This is a genomic window from Mumia sp. zg.B53 (genome assembly GCF_019550935.1).
GTDB lineage: Bacteria > Actinomycetota > Actinomycetes > Propionibacteriales > Nocardioidaceae > Mumia.
On record NZ_JAHWCK010000004.1, the window covers coordinates 204,777 to 220,367 of the forward strand.

The window sequence follows — 15,591 nt, forward strand, 5'->3', positions numbered from 1 at the left end:
ATAGTCGAGGCCGACTGTCGTCGCTACCGCGACGCGGCGTGCGAGCCCGCCCGGAGCCCGGCGAGCAGCAGCGCGAGGCACGCGGCGATGAGCACGGGCTCGATCGCGAATGCCGTGGTGAGGCCGAAGCGGTCGGCGACGGTGCCGAGCAGGTACGGAGCGGTGATGACTACCAGGCCACCGAGCAGCTGGGAGAGGGAGTTCGCACGGTCCTCGTGCCCGTCCGCGGCGCCGAGGCTGAGCGCGACCGAGAGCGGATACAGGTTGGCGATGCCGAGGCCCGCGACGAACAGGCCGAGGACGACCGCCAGCGGTGCCGTGCCCAGCCAGAAGAGCAGGAAGCCGCTGGTGGTCGTCACGAGCGAGAGGTGGAGCAGGGGAACGGTACGGCCGGGGCGCCGTGTCGCCGTCGCCCCGAGGAGTCGACCGACGAGCAGCCCGAGGAAGTGGCTGCTCATCGCGAAGGTCGCAGTCGTCGCCGTCAGGCCGATGGCTCGGAGCTGCTCGGCGCCGAAGTAGACGAGGCAGAACTCCACGCCCATGCCGCCTGCGGCAAGGCCGGCGAACACCCAGCAGGCGAGCGGCAGGCGGCCGTCCCGCCGTACGGTGCGCCGGTCGGACGGAGTGGGCATCGGCTGCCGTCGATACCGCAGGAAGAGCCATCCGAGCCCGACCGCGGGGAGGAGGTACGCGACTCTCCAGCCGAGCGGGCCCACAGCCAGTGCGCCGAGGGCGAGGGGTGCGACCACGGCGCACGCGGCGGCGCCGATGTTGGCCTCGGTGAGTGCGCGGTCACGACGTGCGCCGTGGCGGTCGGACAGGATCCCCTGGATCGTGGCGAGCAGTGTCGTCCCGCCGAGCCCCAGGACCCAGCCGCCGAGCAGGGTCAGGGACGTGGTCGATCCCGCCACGAAGGCGAGGGTGCCGAAGGTGGCGAGCGCGCCTGAGCCCCACAGGAGCGCGGCACGGGACAGCCTTCGGGCCGCGAGGGGGAAGGTGATGCCGGTCATCACGGTGCCGATGGACCAGACCGCGGTGTGCACGCCGAGCATCGTGTAGGAGAAGTGCAGCTCGTCTCGCAGCAACGAGAGCGCGGGGCCGTAGCCGTAGTTCCAGAACGCGAAGCACAGCAGCGCGGAGTAGGAGAGGGCGGTCGAGGCGTCCCTGCTGAAGGAGGTCTCGCTGGTCATTGTGTAACGCTACACAGATAGAGTGACGTCATGCAACCGTCATCTCGCCCGTCCTCGTCGCGACGCGTCACGATGACCGACGTGGCCCGCGTCGCGGGGGTGTCCCCGATGACGGTGTCCTACACCTACAACCGCCCGGACCGCGTGTCGGAAGAGAGCCGGGCCAAGGTCCTCGACGCCGCGGCGACGCTGGGCTATCCCGGTCCGGACCCCAGCGCGCGCTCTCTCCGGTACGGCGCCACGCAGACCCTCGGCGTGGTGCTCGGCGAGCACCTGACGTACGCCTTCGACGACCCCCAGGCCGTCGCCTTCCTGGCCGGCGTCGCCGAGGTGTGCGCCGAGCGCGGGTACGGTCTCCAGATCGTGCCGACGGGTACGGGGGAGGGCGACCGAGACCGGGTGGTCGGTGCGGCCGTCGACGCGTACGTGGTGTGGACGACCACCGCCGACGACCCGATCCTGGAGGCGGCCCGCAGCACGCGACGTGCCGTCGTCGTCCACGGAGGGCCGAGCCTCGAGGGTGCGACGCTGATCGGCATCGACAACCATGCCGCCGCGCGAGAGGTGGGGGCAGCCGTGTTCGCGACTGCTTGGCGTCCTGCGGTGCTGAGCCTTCCCGTGGACCGTCAGCGGGAGACCTTCCTGGCCCCCGGACTTGACCCGACGACCGTCGCGTACCCCGTGACCCGTGACCGGTTGGCCGGATACCGCGACGCGGCCGACGACCGCGGGATCGCGTGGTCCGACGTGCTCGTGGGTGTGTGCCGGACGAACGACCCGGGCGACGCCCGATCGGTCATGCGGCAGATGCTCGACGTGGCACCAGACATCGACGCTGTCGCCGCGATGAGCGACCAGCTCGCGGTCGGCGCGCTCGAGGCCATCCCCGGCACGGTGCGGATCAGCGGCTGGGACGACTCCGACGCCGCTCGAGAGCGCGAGCTCACGACGGTGGCCCAGTCGCTGCGCGAGCAAGGCGTCGCCTGCGCCACCGCCGCGCTCGGTGACCCGGCACCGGACCACCGCGACGCGTGGAGAGTCGTCCGCAGGGCGTCGACCGAGAGAACCGGCCGCCGATGACATTCGTCATGGCTCAGGCATTGCCTCTCCACACGCACCGGTGACATCGGGCACTACTGGCGGTGTCCCCGCCCCGGCAGGGTGGAGACATGAGCGAAGACCTGAGAACAACCAGGACCGAGCACCGTGATCCGGTGATCGCGGTGCGCGGGCTCCGGCGCGTGTACGGCGAGGGGAGATCCGTCTTCGAAGCGGTCCGCGGGATCGATCTCGAGGTTGCCGAGGGTGAGGTGTTCGCGCTGCTGGGGACCAACGGTGCCGGGAAGACGTCGACCTTCGACGTGCTGGAGGGGTTGGCGGAGCCGACGGCGGGGGAGGTGCGGGTCTTCGGGCGCGACCCCGTCCGTGACCGGCGGCAGATCCGGCCGTACGTGGGGACGATGCTCCAGTCCGGCGGGCTCCCCGCCGAGCTGACCGTCGCCGAGACGCTGGAGATGTGGCGCGGGACGTGCAGCACGCCGACGACGGTGGACGACGTCCTCGAACGGGTCGGGCTGACCGACCGCGCCGGGGTACGCGTGGCGGCGCTCTCCGGGGGTGAGCGCCGCCGCGTCGACCTGGCCTGCGCGTTGCTCGGGCAGCCGCAGCTGCTGTTCCTCGACGAGCCGACCACGGGACTCGACCCGGAGAGCCGTCGGGGGACGTGGCAGCTGCTGTCCGACCTCAAGGCGGCGGGGGTGACGATGGTGCTCACGACGCACTACCTCGACGAGGCCGAGGCGCTGGCCGACCGGATCGCCATCATGCACCACGGCGCGATCGTCACGAGCGGCACGCTGCGCGAGATCGTCGACTCCGAGCCGGCCACGATCCGGTTCGATCACCCCGGCCTGGCCCTGCCTCCGCTGCGCGACGCGACAGTGGATGCAGGGGCTCGCGTCACGATCACCACCCCGGACCTGCAACGTCACCTGTCGGAACTGTTGGAGTGGGCCGATGATCAGCGGCTGCGGCTCACCGGGCTGGATGCGCGCGCCGCCTCGCTCGAGTCCGTCTTCCTCCGTATCGCCCAGGGCGAACGCACCTCCGCGACCGCCGCCGTACCGATGGGAGCAACGGCATGACTACGACCGCGACCACCCCTGCCACGGTGCAGAGCCGTACGCGACCTCTGCTCGCGCTGGCGAAGGCGGAGTATCTCCAGTTCCGGAGGAACCGGACCCTGATGTTCATGGGGACCGCGTTCCCGATCGCGATCCCCCTGCTGCCGTACGTCGTGGGCCGCCGGACGGGCGGAAGCACACCCGAGCTGGCGGCGACCGCCCTCGAGATGGTCGCCTTCATCACCCTGGTCTTCGTGCAGTACTACTCGGTGCTGTCGATGGTCACCACCCGGCGCGGCGAGGGGGTGCTCAAGCGGCTGCGGACCGGAGAGGCCGCCGACTGGCAGATCATGTCGGCACCCGCGGTGCCTGGCGCGCTGCTCGCGTTCGCCGGCGCGGGAGCCGTCGCCGTCGTCGTCTACGCCACCGGCGCACCGATGCCGGTGAACGCGCTGGCGATGGTCCTCGGTCTGGTCGGCGGCCTCGTCGTGTTCGCGCTGCTCGCGCTGGTCACGGCAGCACACACCAAGAACGCCGAGGCCGCGCAGATCACCTCGCTGCCGGTCATCGCGCTCGCCACGGCCGGCCTGGGAAGCCTGCGCAGCGTCTTCCCCGACAACATCGCCGCGGTCGTCGACTGGACGCCGTTCGCCGCGGTCTCCGACCTCGTCTCGGTCGGAGCGCTCGGTCGGCCGCTGGCCGCCACGGATGCCGACGTGGTGGACTTCGCGGCATCCTTCGGCGAGCTCGGGCGCCCGGTTGCCACACTGGTCGCATGGACGGTCCTCACCCTCGTGGTCGTGCAGCGGAGCTTTCGTTGGGACGACCGCGGGTGACACGCGTCGCCTCGTGGTGGGGCGGGCTGAGCGATTGGCAGCGGTTCCGGCTCTACAGCCGGTTCACCCTCGAGGTGGCGCTCGGGGTGGTGCTCGTGGTGACCGCCCTGGTCGCGAGCACGGTGTGGGCGCGGATCGGGATCATCGTCGTCGCCCTGGCGATCGCGGTCGCGATCGAGGCACGTCCGGAGCTGGCCGACTGGCCGAGGGCGGTGCAGCGGTGGATGGCGGGTGCTGCCGTGTCGGTCGTGGTCGTCGTCGGTGCCGTGGCCTCGGTCGTCGTCCACACCTCCACGGACGACACCGCGGTCGACGACGCGCGTACGACCGGGGTGCTCGCCGTGCTCATGGTCGCCGTCGCGATCGTCCCGTTCCTGCGCTGGAGGTGGCCGGCCGTCGGGGTGCTCGCCGTCGTCGCCGGGTTGGCGTACGGCACCTCGCCGGCCGGGATGCTCGGCGTCGCGGTGGGTGTGGCGCTGGCGGGTGTGTTCATGACAGGGACCACGGTGCTGACGCTCTGGGCGCTGCGCGTCGTCGAGGACCTCGAGCGAGCCAGGTCGGTCGAGGCGCAGCTGCAGGTCGCCGAGGAACGACTGCGGTTCGCTCGTGACCTGCACGACGTGGTCGGCCGCGGGTTCTCGGCGGTCGCGGTCAAGAGCGAGCTCGCCGCGACGCTGCTGCGGGCGGGAGAGGAGGAGCGCGCCGCCACCGAGATGGAGGAGGTCAAGGTGCTGGCCGTCGAGTCGATGGAGCAGATGAGGGCGCTGGTGCACGGATACCGCGAGGTCAGTCTCGCCGCGGAGGTCGCCGGCGCGCAGTCCCTGCTGTCGGCGGCCGGTTGCCGGCTCGTCGTCGAGGGTGACGCCTCCGCCGTGCCCGACGCCTACCATGAGGCCGCCGCCTGGGTCGTCCGGGAGGGGACCACCAACATCGTCAAGCACTCCTCGGCTACCCTCGCGACGCTCGCGCTCGGAGCCGACGGCATGTCGTTGACCAACGACGCGCCGCGTGCGGTGTCCGAGGTGCGATCGGGGCAACAGGGGCTGGCCGAGCGGCTGGCGGCCGTGGGCGCGACGATGCGGACCGTGGCACGCGATGACGAGTACGTCCTGGAGGTTCGGTGGCCGACCCGATGATTCCCGTGCTCCTGGCTGATGACGAGACCCTGATCCGTACGGCGGTCGCGACGATGCTCGACCTGGAGGCGGACCTCGACGTCGTCGCGCACGTGGAGTCAGGGGAGGAGCTGCTCGCGGTCTGGCAGCAGCGGGCACGCTCCGGCGAGCCCCTCGGCGTCGCGGTGATCGACCTGCAGATGGGTGGGCTCGACGGGATCGAGACCGCGGTGCGCGTCCTGGAGACCACTCCCGAGGCCGGCATCCTCATCGTGACCAGCCACGGGCGTCCGGGATATCTCAAGCGGGCGCTGTCGGTCGGCGTACGCGGGTTCGTCCCCAAGACGAGCTCCGCGGCGACGCTCGCGTCGGTCATCCGTACGGTCCACCAGGGTGGCCGCTATGTCGACCCGTCGCTGGCGGCGGAGGCGATCAGCGCCGGTGACTCGCCACTGACCGCACGCGAGGCGGACGTGCTCGAGTTCGCGCTCGACGGCGCGTCGGTCGAGGAGATCGCGCGACGTGCGCACCTGGCCGTCGGGACGACGCGCAACTACCTCTCGGCCGCGATGACCAAGCTCGCGGTCACCAACCGGTACGAGGCCGCGCTCAAGGCTCTCGAGCTGGGGTGGATCTAGCGGCTGGTCAGGCCGGGAGAGGGATGCCGGTGCGGGCCTCGAGCGCGTCGACCACCGCGTCCTGGAATCCGTGATCCGACGCGGCGGGATGGGGTGCCTGCACAGCCTGGTGGTACCAGTAGCAACCCGTGCGCGGGTCGATCGAGTCGTCGTCGGCGGTCGCGAGCCACACCTGGGTCCGGTGACCGTCCTCCAGGCTCTCCGGCGCCGACGGGCCACCCATCCGGGTCGGCACCCAGCCGGGGTCGACGGCGTGCGACAGGGTCTGCGGCAGGCGGTGAGCCAGCGCCAGGGCCAACGCCGTGACGAAGAGCTTGCTGTCCCCGTACGAGGTGCGGCCGGGCCGGGCGAAGTCGGGCGCCAGGCGCTGCGGTGAGCCGGAGTGGTGCAGCCCGCTGCTGAGGAAGATCGCCCGCCCGGGCGGTGTCATCGTCGCGGTGAGGACGAACGGTGCCACCGTGTTCACGGTGAGGACGTCCTCGCCGCGCATGACGCCGGCGTTGTGGACGACGGCATCGAACCGGCCGATCGCGTCAGCCTGCCGGGCGACCTCGACCGTCTCCTCACGGCGTGAGAGGTCGCCGTAGACGACGGCGTACATCTGGTCGAGGACGCTGGCGTCCTCGATGCGGTCGGCGTTGCGGGCGTGGAGCACGACGTCGTGCCCGCCCGATGCGAGAGTCGTCGCGGTCGCGAGTCCGAGACCCGTCGACGCTCCCGTCACCAGCAGCAGTGCCATGATCGCTCTGAACCAGAGGGGGCGTCCATGCTCCTCACTCTAGGGAGGTTGCGATGCAGATCTGTGCGACGTGCGGCGTCGAGTACAGCGAGCCGCTCCCCGAGGTGTGTCCGATATGTGCCGACGAGCGCCAGTGGGTGCCGGTCGACGGTCAGCGCTGGACCACGACGGCGGAGCTCGGCGCGGCAGGCCAGCGACTGGTCTGGACCGACCGCGAGCCAGGTCGTGCCGAGCTCACCACCGACCCGAAGGTGGGGATCGGTCAGACCGCGCAGCTGGTGACGACGGAGCAGGGATCGCTGCTATGGGACCCGCCCGGCTACGTCGACGACGAGACCGCCGCCCGGATCCTCGATCGTGGTCCCGTGCTGGCGGTCGCCGCCAGCCACCCGCACATGTTCGGCGTCCAGACCGCGTGGGGCGACGCCCTCGACGCTCCCGTGCTGGTGTGCGCGTCGGACGAGGGCTGGGTCGGACGTCGTACGGAGCGCATCGGGCTCTGGGAGGACGACCACGCGCTGGCGCCGGGACTGACCCTCCATCGCGTCGGCGGCCACTTTGCTGGCGCGGCGGTCGCTCACTGGGCCGGCGACGCCAGCGGGGGAGGACTCCTGCTCAGCGGCGACACGGTGTTCCCGAACCCCGACCGGCGGTCGCTGGGCTTCATGCGCAGCTATCCGAACAAGATCCCGCTGTCGGCGGCCGTCGTCCAGGCGATCGCCGACCGGCTGAGCACCCTCGACTTCGACCGCATCATCGGCAACTTCGGCAACCCGATCGACGGTGACGCGAAGGCCGTTCTCGCGTACTCCGCCGCCCGCCACATCGCCTGGGTGCGCGGCGACCACGACGACGAGACCGGCATCCGGACCGACGGCTGAGGCAGGCTCAGCGGTGCGGGCTCGGGCGATAGACGAGCTCCTGGGTGCGGCCGTCGAGGGTACGGGTCTCCAGCAGCTCGAGGTCGAAGTCGGCGGCGCCGCCGAAGACGGGGGCCATCCCCGTCTGACCGCTGATGACGGGAAAGAGGGTCACCTGGAGGCGGTCGACCAACCCGGCCGCCATCAGCGCGCGGTTCATCGACAGACTGCCGTGCGAGCGCAGCGGCACGTCGGACTCCGCTTTGAGACGGGCGACGACGTCCACGGCGTCGCCGCTCGCGACGCTCGCGTTCGGCCAGTCGAGCGGCCCCGTGATGGTCGACGAGACCACGGTCGTCGGCATGCTCACCATGCGGTCGTTGATCGGGTCTGCCCCTGGTGTCCTCTCGGCGCTCGGCCCCAGGATCTCGACGAACTCCCGATAGGTGTTCGCGCCGAGGACCATCCTCTGCTCGGCCTCGCACTGGGCAAGGCGGTGGGCGAGGAACTCAGGGCCCTGCTTGCCCCAGTAGCCGCCCCAGTCGCCACCCTCTCCGTACGAACCGAAGCCGTCGAGGGTGGAGACGATGTCGAACGTGTAGCTGGCGGTCATGCTGATCTCCTCGCGGGCTGGGTCGACTCTCTGCAGAGGAGACCGGCTCCGCGCCGAAACTCATCGGCGTCGGCTAGAGCCAGCCACGTCGTTTGAACACGACGTAGAGCGTCGCGCACACCAGTGCCATCAGCGCGATGGCGAAGGGGTAGCCGAACAGCCACCCGAGCTCGGGCATGTGCTCGAAGTTCATCCCGTAGATCGTGCCGACGAGAGTGGGCGCGAAGAGGATCGCCGCCCACGAGGAGATGCGCTTGACCTCCTCGTTCTGGAGCAGGCTGGCCTCGGTCAGACGCTGCATCTCCTCGTTCTGCCGTTGGCCGACGAGCGTGGAGTTGACGGCGAGGATGTTCTGGAGGAGCAGCCGGAAGCCCTCCACCCGCTCGACGACCCGGATCACGTGGTCCTCGACGTCGCGCAGGTTGCGTCGCAGCTCCTCGTCGACCTCGTACTTCTCGAAGCCGCTGCGCAGCGCGTCGAGCATGCCGATGAGCGGGCGGGTGGCGCGTTGGAACTCGATGACCTCGCGAGACAGCTCGTAGATGCGTCGCGAGACCGCGGGGTCGCCGGCGAACACCTGGTACTCGATCTCGTCGATGTCGTTCTCCAACCCGTCGACGACCGGACCGTACTCGTCGACGACCTCGTCGAAGATGGCGTACAGGACGGCTTCCGGGCCGAGGGAGAGGAGGTCCGGCGCTGCCTCGAGGCGACTCCGGACGTGTCCGAGGTTCGGAGCCTCTGCGTGCCGGACCGTGACGACGAAGTCGGCTCCGGTGAAGACGTGGACCTCGCCGAACTCCACGCGCTCCTCGGCGTCGAGATAACGCGCCGGCCGTAGGACGGTGAAGAGGACGTCGCCGTAGCGCTCGAGCTTCGGGCGCTGGTGAGCACGGATCGTGTCCTCTACCGCGAGCTCGTGGAATGAGAACTCCGCGGCGACCGAGTCGATCTCCTCGCGTGACGGACGGTAGAGGCCGATCCAGCCCATGCCGTGCTCGTCTCGCAACAGCTCGTAGGTGTCCTCGAGGGTCGGCGGCTCCACCTTGCGTGCCCCACCGACGTACACGGCGTTGTCGACGATCCCCATTGCTGCCTCCCCTCATTGCCACGCCGACCGTACCCCGCTGACGCGCGTGAGGCGCTGACGCCACCGGGATTCGGCAACCTCAGAAGGACCGGATCCGGCCGCGGCGCCGACACGCGGCGCGCGTTGCGACCGGCTTCTGCCGCAGTGGATGATGGGGCGTCGCGGGGGAGGCCTGCACGAGCCGATGGGGAGATCAGATGGCGGTCACGACCGCAGGTGTCGTCGATCGAGGGCTGCGGCGCACGGGCGATCCGCGCGTGTGGGGCACGACCATCGGCGCCGCGGGCGCCAGCGTGTTCGTCCATGCCAACCGGGGTGAGTTGCCGTCGACGGCCTCGATCGTTGCGGTGGTCCTGTGGGTGGGCGCCCTCGCGGCGTACGTCTGGGCGGTGTTCGTCAGGCCGCGCTGGTTCCCCGAGCCCGAGCCGGTCCGCGGCAGTGCCCCCTGGATCTATCTGGCCAGCGTCGTCGGCATGCTCGCCCTGGTCCAGGTCGGACAGATGGCGCTGGACGCGGGGGACAAGGTCGACGTCCTCCCGGCCGTCATCGTGCTCGCCGTCGGGCTGCACTTCCTGCCCTTCGCCCGGGCTTTCCACACGCCGATGTTCATCCGGCTCGGTCTGGCCATGGCCGCGCTCGGTGTCGTGGGGCTGGTGCTCGGCCTCGCGTGGACCGAGACGGCTGCCCCGGCGATCGCCGTACTCGCGGGCCTGGTCATGCTCCTCGTGATCACGGAGGCGGCCCTGCGGGACGACGGTCACGCGCCGTTCTGACCGGCCGGTTCGTTGCGGCGCGGGGTCGCACGGAGGATCGTGGTGCCGGTGCCTGAGGTAACACCCGTACCCGCCGAGCCCGCGGACGCAGGCGCCGTCCGCCAGATGGTGCGCAGTGCGTACGCGCCGTACGTCGAGGCCATCGGTGGCGAGCCGGCACCGATGAACACCGACTACGGGCGGGCGATCGCGGACGGCGACATCCACGTCGTGCGCGAGGACGGCGAGATCGCTTCTGTCGTGGTCACCCGGGGGGAGGGGGACCACCTCCTGATCGAGAACATCGCGGTCGCTCCCGCGCGGCAGTCGCAGGGACTCGGCCGGGCGATGCTGGTGTGGGCCGAGGCCCAGGCCGCGGCTCGCGGGTACGACGAGGTGCGCCTCTACACCCACGAGACGATGGTCGAGAACATCGCGTTCTATCGCCGGCACGGGTTCGAGATCACCCGCGTCGCCGCCGACGATCCGTACGGGCGGGTGCACCTGCGCAAGGTGCGCTCCTCGCCCTGACCGGGCGTCCTCGTACCTCTCGCCAAGCGCGCCGCGACGTCTTATGTTGACGGGACCACACGACCCGGCTGCGTTGCCGTCCGGGTCTCACCTCGAGGAGACGCGCGTGAACAGATCCACCCGTTTGCTCGTGGCGCTCGGCGCCACGATTCTCCTGGCCCTGGGGCTGGTCAGCCCGGTCGCCACCGCGACCGCGGCCCCCACGCCCACCGCGACATCAACCGACCGCGACCTGGTCGAGATCCCGGCCAAGGCCGCGTTCGAGCGGGCCGTCTCGCCCAGCGAGTGCGGCAGCACCTTGCTCGACTCGTACGTCGACGGCCTGATCGCCGACTGGACGCCCGAGCAGCTCAGGTTCGCGGCCGCCCACCTCAACGTCCTGACGAGTGTTCCCACCTACGACGCGCTCTTCTTCGGAACCACCGGTGACCCGGACTATGCGCTGGAGTCCCACGAGCACCAGCTCCAGAACACCTTCCGTGACCTCCGGCGCTTCTGGGACATCGAGTCCGCCGACATCCAGCTGATGGCCATGCACGGTGACGTCCTGCTCGACGCCGACCGCATCGCCGCCACGCTGACCGCCATGGTCGCGACCAGGCAGATCGCTCCGCTGACGCCGGCGCAGATCCAGCGCGAGGCCGAGACCGTCGCCACCTTCATGCAGGCGCAGGGCGACTTCTACGACGATCCATTCTGGACGTTGAACGCCTTTGCCTTCAGCGGCGAGGACGAGACCGATCCCTTCCTCAAGGCGCTCCCCGACAAGCTGGTCTTCGGTGACGGCATCCTCGAGGCGTACGACGCCATCGGTCTCGGCGACGTCGGTCCGCGGGTGATCATGGCGCACGAGTTCGCCCACCATGTGCAGTTCGAGCTCGGCGTCTTCGACACCGGGCCGTCCGATCCGTCGGCGGCCACCCGCCGTACGGAGCTGATGGCCGACGCGATGGCGTCGTACTACGGCACGCACAAGAAGGGCCTCGCGCTCAACAAGAAGCGGGTCACCGACGCGCTGCTGAGCTTCTACACGGTGGGAGACTGCAGCTTCGCCAGCCCCGGCCACCACGGGACGCCGCTGCAGCGCGAGCGCGCCGCCGCGTGGGGCGCCGAGCTCGCGGCTGCTGCCCAGCCGAAGAGCTACGTGCTGCCGGCTGCGACGTTCATCGACCTGTTCGAGGCCGCGCTGCCGGGGATCATCGCCGGGAACTGAGGGAGACAGGAGAGCGTCACCGCACCGCCCCCGGCCTCAGGGCTCGGGGGCGGTCGCGGCGGCGGTCGCCGAGAGGGCGAGCCAACATTCGCGCCAGCGTCGGGATCATCACCGCCGCGGCGACTAGGTGCAGGCCGACCAGTGTGCCGGTGGTGGCGGCATCCGCCTCGGCGAGAAACGGTGGGACGAGCGAGATCGCGGTCAGCGACACCGCCGTCCGCACGAACCACGCGGCGGGGCGAGCGCTCCAGCGCAACAACGCGGCGGCGATGACGACGCCGACGAGCGAGAAGAAGCCGGTCACCACCGAGATCCCGGCCAACGGGATCGCCTCGCCGTCCGACACCTCCAAGTCCACGCCTGTCGCACGGGCGAGCGCGGCGGTGAGGGTGGTGACGACGACCGCGGCGAGGGTGGCGAGCACGCCGACGCCGACGAGCCACCTCATGCGTCCGCCTGCAGGCGGTCCGGCAGCCCGAGCAGCGGGAACTGGTCGGCGTGGAAGATGGTGATCTCGGTGACCTTCCCGCCGCTTATCCGCAGGACGTCGATCGTCAATGGCAGGTACGCGTTCTCGTTCTCCTGCCAGTGGTAGGCGGCGAACGCCGGCTGGCGGTTGACCGCGGTGGGCACCGCGCGCAACCCCGTCATGCTCTCGAAGCCGTCCTCGACCCAGTCGCGCACCACCGCCTGTCGGCCGACGTGCAGGCCGGGCGTCGGCGGCATCGAGAACCTCACGTCGTCGCTGAGCATCGCGGCGAGCGCGTCGATGTCGACGTCCACGCTGGCCTCGGTGAAGCGGCGCACCAGCTCGCGAGTCCCGGCGTCCTCCTCGCCGCCGGTCCAGTCCTGACGCTCGGCGGGCAGGTGCTCCCGCATGCCGGCCCGGGCACGCTGCAAGGCGCTGTTGACGGAGTTGACCGAGTCTCCGAGGAGCTCCGCGACCTCCTTCGCCGGCCAGCCGAGCACGTCACGCAGGATCAGCACGGCCCGCGGACGCGGCGCGAGGTGCTGGACGGCCACGACGTACGCGAGCTCGATCGTCTCCCGCGACACGGCGGCGTTCTCGGGCTCGTCCGCGTCGTCGGCTCGGATCTCGTCGAGCAGGCGGTCCGGGTACGGCTGCAACCACGGCACCTCCCCGCCGGTCGCCGGCTCCGGGCGACGCTTGGCCAGCAGGTCCAAGGAGGCGTTGGTGGCGATGCGATAGAGCCAGGCGCGGAATGTGGACCGGCCCTCGAAGGTCTCCCGGCGCCGCCACGCACGGAGGAACGTCTCCTGGACCGTGTCCTCCGCATCCTGGAACGACCCGAGCATCCGGTAGCAGTGCACGTGCAGCTCACGGCGGTGCCGTTCCACCTGTCCCGAGAACGCCTGCCCGTCGAGCATGCCGAGACCGCTCCCGCCCAGATCGCCCATGTCGATCTCCTCCAGCCGCGTGTCCGTACTCATCGGTCATCCTTCCCTCTTTCGTGTCCCGTCGTACGTGTGACGGGGGAGGGCGGGATTAGTCATCACTCGACTCAGTCGGGGCAGGAGCGCCGCCTCGTGTCACAGCACGCGGTCACGCGGCGTCTCCATGACATGAACCTCGACATGAACGTGGTGCTGTGGATCGCCACCGGCCTGCTGGCCCTGGTCGCCGTGGTGGGTGGAGTCACGAAGACCTTCATCCCCAAGGAGAGGCTGGCTGCACAGCGCGGTGGTGAATGGACCGCTGATGCGAGCGTCGGCTTCGTCAAGACGCTCGGTGTCCTGGAGCTCCTGGCCGCCGTGGGGCTGATCGTTCCCGCCGTCGTCGGTATCGCGCCAGTGCTGGCCCCCGTCACTGCCGCCTGTTGGGTGGTGCTCATGGTCGGGGCGATGATCACTCATGGCCGGTTGGGGCAGCCAGCCCTCGTGGCACTCACTGGGTTCTATCTCGCGATTGCGGCCTTCATCGCATGGGGTCGCTTCGGCGACTATCCGCTCGTGAGCTGATCGGCGGCGTACGGCTCGTTCGTCGAGGAAGCCGTCCTGTCACAACGAGTGGTCGCACGGTGTCTTCGTGACATGAACCTCGACATGTGCGTGTCGCTGTGGATCGCCACAGGTCTGCTGGCTGTGGTCGTCTTCGTAGGTGGCGTCACCACGACCTTCGTGCCCAAGAAGCCCCGTCGTGGTGGCCATCATCGGTGTCGCTCGCGGCCGGCTGGGTCAGTCGTGGGTCTGCGTGCTTGCGACGTGACAGGCTTGCCCCGTGACCGCGACAGCAACCCTTCACCTCATGGTCGGGCTGCCTGGCGTCGGCAAGACCACGGTCGCTCGCGGCCTCGAAGACATGCACGAGCCGTACGCCTCACCCCTGACGAATGGATGATCCCGCTGTTCGGTGACCCGGAGGCCGACGGAAAGCGCGACATCCTCGAAGGGCGGCTCCTCTGGACGGCCCACCAGGTCCTCCGCGCTGGGGCGTCGGTCGTCGTGGACTTCGGTTGCTGGGTGGCGGCTGAGCGATGGGCCGTACGTGCGATCGCCGAGCACGCGGACGCGCAGTTCGAGATGCACGTCGTCGACCTGCCGGACGCCGAGCGCCGTGCCCGGGCCGCAGGTCGATGGGAGAGCGACCCGGAGACCACCTTCGACCTGCAGGAGTCGGACCACGAACGAGCTCTTGCGGTCTTCGAGCGCCCGTCAGCGGACGAGCTCCACGACGGCCCAATTCCCAGTCCGCCACGTGGCTTCGGCCCCTGGCTGACGTGGGCTGCCCATCGGTGGCCGAGCTTCCCTGACCTGAGCGAGCAACGTAGGTAGTCGGTTCGTTCGACCCGCGTGGCCGACCTGTTCCTCTCGCCAGACCTCCGTCGGCAACTCAGCGGCGGGTTCGCCGTCCTGGAGCTGCCGAACCGCGAGGCGGCGGGGGGAGCGGGCACGAAAGATCGCGGTGGGCTGTCGCTGCGCGCAGCTGTCCGACCTGGGTGGGAGGCGTGGTCGGCCGGGGTACACGGAGGATGGCACCGCCTGGCGGGGTAACCATCCCGAATGCTCGACGTGTTTCCATCGCGATGCTTCGCGTGCGGTCTCGCCTTTGCCGTGATGCGACAGTGGTCGCGTGAGCTTCGATCAGCAGCCGGTGGTACGAGTATCGGCGAACCCGGGCGCGCCGCTGCCCGACGACTGGGCCGGCGACATCCCCGCTGTGAAGCAGCTTCTCAGCGAGGGCCTTGACCTCGCACCCGGCGTGACGTTCCTCGTGGGTGAGAACGGGTCGGGCAAGTCGACGATCGTCGAGGCCATCGCCGTCGCGTACGGGTTGTCGCCTGAGGGTGGCACCGCCTACGGGCATCACCAGACGCGCCGTACGGAGTCAGATCTGCACGGCTCGCTGTTGCTGCAGCGAGGCATCGGATCAGGGCGGTGGGGCTTCTTCCTGCGCGCAGAGACGATGCACGGCTGGTACACGTTCCTCGAGGACAACCCGGGCAGCGGTCCGGACTTCCACGCGATGAGTCACGGGGAGTCGTTCCTCGCGGTGCTCGAGGCACGCTTCAACTCAACGGGTTTCTACGTGCTCGACGAGCCGGAGGCCGCGCTGTCTTTCGCGTCGACGCTGGGGCTGATGGCGCGCCTCGACGACCTCACGCGCTCGGGCGCACAGGTGCTGTGCGCGACTCACTCGCCGGTCCTCGCCTCGCTTCCCGCCGCGCGGATCATCGAGGTCGGTCCCTGGGGTCTGCGGGACGCTCGCTGGGAGGAGCTCGAGCTCGTACGCCACTGGCGTGCATACCTCGAGACGCCCGAGCGGTACCTCCGTCACCTGCTCGACCCCGGCGGCTGACCAGCGCCGCGAGTGCCTGCGCTCGAGGAACGGGCGAGCCACCCGGATGGTGGACGGGTGGACATCGAGGGTGC

18 protein-coding genes are annotated in these 15,591 nt (G+C 70.2%); 12 read left to right on the plus strand and 6 right to left on the minus strand.

The genetic code is table 11. From position 1 onward, the window contains the following. Positions 1–23: 23 nt before the first annotated feature. Positions 24–1,190, minus strand: a complete 1,167-nt coding sequence (locus tag KV102_RS15270; protein WP_220346786.1) for a sugar MFS transporter — start codon at positions 1,188–1,190, stop codon at positions 24–26. Between the two features lie 30 nt (positions 1,191–1,220). Here KV102_RS15270 and KV102_RS15275 point away from each other — a divergent pair, with 30 nt between their 5' ends. The 5 genes from KV102_RS15275 (at position 1,221) to KV102_RS15295 (ending at position 5,902) form a co-directional block, all read left to right on the plus strand. Continuing rightward, positions 1,221–2,270, plus strand: a complete 1,050-nt coding sequence (locus tag KV102_RS15275) for a LacI family DNA-binding transcriptional regulator (RefSeq protein ID WP_220341080.1) — start codon at positions 1,221–1,223, stop codon at positions 2,268–2,270. A gap of 89 nt (positions 2,271–2,359) precedes the next feature. Then, a complete protein-coding gene (locus KV102_RS15280) occupies positions 2,360–3,334 on the plus strand; it encodes an ABC transporter ATP-binding protein (protein WP_220341081.1) in 975 nt (324 codons plus the stop codon). Continuing rightward, positions 3,331–4,149, plus strand: a complete 819-nt coding sequence (locus tag KV102_RS15285) for an ABC transporter permease (RefSeq protein ID WP_220341082.1) — start codon at positions 3,331–3,333, stop codon at positions 4,147–4,149. Before KV102_RS15280 ends, KV102_RS15285 begins: the two co-directional genes overlap by 4 nt. Further along, complete coding sequence (locus KV102_RS19650; protein WP_220341083.1) at positions 4,146–5,285, plus strand: histidine kinase; 1,140 nt, start codon at positions 4,146–4,148, stop codon at positions 5,283–5,285. The genes KV102_RS15285 and KV102_RS19650 overlap by 4 nt, the downstream gene beginning before the upstream one ends. Beyond that, positions 5,282–5,902 (plus strand): DNA-binding response regulator, encoded by a 621-nt coding sequence (locus KV102_RS15295; RefSeq protein WP_220346877.1) that lies wholly within the window; start codon positions 5,282–5,284, stop codon positions 5,900–5,902. Before KV102_RS19650 ends, KV102_RS15295 begins: the two co-directional genes overlap by 4 nt. Positions 5,903–5,909: 7 nt before the next feature. On the opposite strand, the gene KV102_RS15300 is transcribed toward KV102_RS15295, so the two are convergent. Then, the gene (locus KV102_RS15300; RefSeq protein ID WP_220346787.1) at positions 5,910–6,641 is read right to left on the minus strand and encodes an SDR family NAD(P)-dependent oxidoreductase; all 732 of its coding nucleotides are present in this window, start codon (positions 6,639–6,641) and stop codon (positions 5,910–5,912) included. Positions 6,642–6,694: 53 nt separating this feature from the next. On the opposite strand from KV102_RS15300, the gene KV102_RS15305 reads away from it, so the two are divergent. Then, on the plus strand, positions 6,695–7,522 hold the full coding sequence (locus tag KV102_RS15305; RefSeq protein ID WP_220346788.1) for a hydrolase: 828 nt from the start codon (positions 6,695–6,697) through the stop codon (positions 7,520–7,522). A gap of 7 nt (positions 7,523–7,529) precedes the next feature. On the opposite strand, the gene KV102_RS15310 is transcribed toward KV102_RS15305, so the two are convergent. Further along, positions 7,530–8,114, minus strand: coding sequence for a dihydrofolate reductase family protein (locus KV102_RS15310; protein WP_220346789.1), 585 nt, complete (start codon positions 8,112–8,114; stop codon positions 7,530–7,532). Positions 8,115–8,187: 73 nt separating this feature from the next. Next, positions 8,188–9,204 (minus strand): magnesium and cobalt transport protein CorA, encoded by a 1,017-nt coding sequence (locus KV102_RS15315; protein WP_220346790.1) that lies wholly within the window; start codon positions 9,202–9,204, stop codon positions 8,188–8,190. Between the two features lie 197 nt (positions 9,205–9,401). On the opposite strand from KV102_RS15315, the gene KV102_RS15320 reads away from it, so the two are divergent. The 3 genes from KV102_RS15320 to KV102_RS15330 all read left to right on the plus strand — a co-directional run bounded on the left by KV102_RS15320 (position 9,402) and on the right by KV102_RS15330 (position 11,700). Next, the gene (locus tag KV102_RS15320; protein ID WP_220346791.1) at positions 9,402–9,977 is read left to right on the plus strand and encodes a hypothetical protein; all 576 of its coding nucleotides are present in this window, start codon (positions 9,402–9,404) and stop codon (positions 9,975–9,977) included. A gap of 48 nt (positions 9,978–10,025) precedes the next feature. After that, positions 10,026–10,487, plus strand: a complete 462-nt coding sequence (locus tag KV102_RS15325) for a GNAT family N-acetyltransferase (RefSeq protein ID WP_220346792.1) — start codon at positions 10,026–10,028, stop codon at positions 10,485–10,487. A gap of 106 nt (positions 10,488–10,593) precedes the next feature. Next, entirely contained in the window at positions 10,594–11,700 is a 1,107-nt protein-coding gene (locus KV102_RS15330) for a neutral zinc metallopeptidase (RefSeq protein ID WP_220346793.1), read from the plus strand. Positions 11,701–11,716: 16 nt separating this feature from the next. Here KV102_RS15330 and KV102_RS15335 read toward each other — a convergent pair whose 3' ends face one another. Both KV102_RS15335 and KV102_RS15340 read right to left on the minus strand, forming a co-directional pair. Next, a complete protein-coding gene (locus KV102_RS15335) occupies positions 11,717–12,148 on the minus strand; it encodes a DUF6069 family protein (protein ID WP_220346794.1) in 432 nt (143 codons plus the stop codon). After that, positions 12,145–13,152 (minus strand): RNA polymerase subunit sigma-70, encoded by a 1,008-nt coding sequence (locus KV102_RS15340; RefSeq protein ID WP_255561118.1) that lies wholly within the window; start codon positions 13,150–13,152, stop codon positions 12,145–12,147. The genes KV102_RS15335 and KV102_RS15340 overlap by 4 nt, the downstream gene beginning before the upstream one ends. A gap of 132 nt (positions 13,153–13,284) precedes the next feature. Between KV102_RS15340 and KV102_RS15345 the strand changes: the two genes are divergently transcribed. From KV102_RS15345 to KV102_RS15355, 3 genes are all read left to right on the plus strand, one after another. Then, complete coding sequence (locus KV102_RS15345; protein ID WP_255559271.1) at positions 13,285–13,680, plus strand: DoxX family protein; 396 nt, start codon at positions 13,285–13,287, stop codon at positions 13,678–13,680. A 375-nt stretch (positions 13,681–14,055) separates the two neighbouring features. Beyond that, the gene (locus KV102_RS15350) at positions 14,056–14,493 is read left to right on the plus strand and encodes an AAA family ATPase (RefSeq protein WP_220346795.1); all 438 of its coding nucleotides are present in this window, start codon (positions 14,056–14,058) and stop codon (positions 14,491–14,493) included. Positions 14,494–14,791: 298 nt separating this feature from the next. After that, a complete protein-coding gene (locus KV102_RS15355) occupies positions 14,792–15,517 on the plus strand; it encodes an AAA family ATPase (protein ID WP_220341094.1) in 726 nt (241 codons plus the stop codon). Positions 15,518–15,591: the final 74 nt, after the last annotated feature.

Coding starts and splice junctions, on each gene's coding strand:
- KV102_RS15270 (WP_220346786.1), bottom strand. CDS start 1,190: ATGACCAGCGAGACCTCCTTCAGCAGGGACGCCTCGACCGCCCTCTCC.
- KV102_RS15275 (WP_220341080.1), top strand. CDS start 1,221: ATGCAACCGTCATCTCGCCCGTCCTCGTCGCGACGCGTCACGATGACC.
- KV102_RS15280 (WP_220341081.1), top strand. CDS start 2,360: ATGAGCGAAGACCTGAGAACAACCAGGACCGAGCACCGTGATCCGGTG.
- KV102_RS15285 (WP_220341082.1), top strand. CDS start 3,331: ATGACTACGACCGCGACCACCCCTGCCACGGTGCAGAGCCGTACGCGA.
- KV102_RS15295 (WP_220346877.1), top strand. CDS start 5,282: ATGATTCCCGTGCTCCTGGCTGATGACGAGACCCTGATCCGTACGGCG.
- KV102_RS15300 (WP_220346787.1), bottom strand. CDS start 6,641: ATGGCACTGCTGCTGGTGACGGGAGCGTCGACGGGTCTCGGACTCGCG.
- KV102_RS15305 (WP_220346788.1), top strand. CDS start 6,695: ATGCAGATCTGTGCGACGTGCGGCGTCGAGTACAGCGAGCCGCTCCCC.
- KV102_RS15310 (WP_220346789.1), bottom strand. CDS start 8,114: ATGACCGCCAGCTACACGTTCGACATCGTCTCCACCCTCGACGGCTTC.
- KV102_RS15315 (WP_220346790.1), bottom strand. CDS start 9,204: ATGGGGATCGTCGACAACGCCGTGTACGTCGGTGGGGCACGCAAGGTG.
- KV102_RS15320 (WP_220346791.1), top strand. CDS start 9,402: ATGGCGGTCACGACCGCAGGTGTCGTCGATCGAGGGCTGCGGCGCACG.
- KV102_RS15335 (WP_220346794.1), bottom strand. CDS start 12,148: ATGAGGTGGCTCGTCGGCGTCGGCGTGCTCGCCACCCTCGCCGCGGTC.
- KV102_RS15340 (WP_255561118.1), bottom strand. CDS start 13,152: ATGAGTACGGACACGCGGCTGGAGGAGATCGACATGGGCGATCTGGGC.
- KV102_RS15345 (WP_255559271.1), top strand. CDS start 13,285: ATGAACCTCGACATGAACGTGGTGCTGTGGATCGCCACCGGCCTGCTG.
- KV102_RS15350 (WP_220346795.1), top strand. CDS start 14,056: ATGATCCCGCTGTTCGGTGACCCGGAGGCCGACGGAAAGCGCGACATC.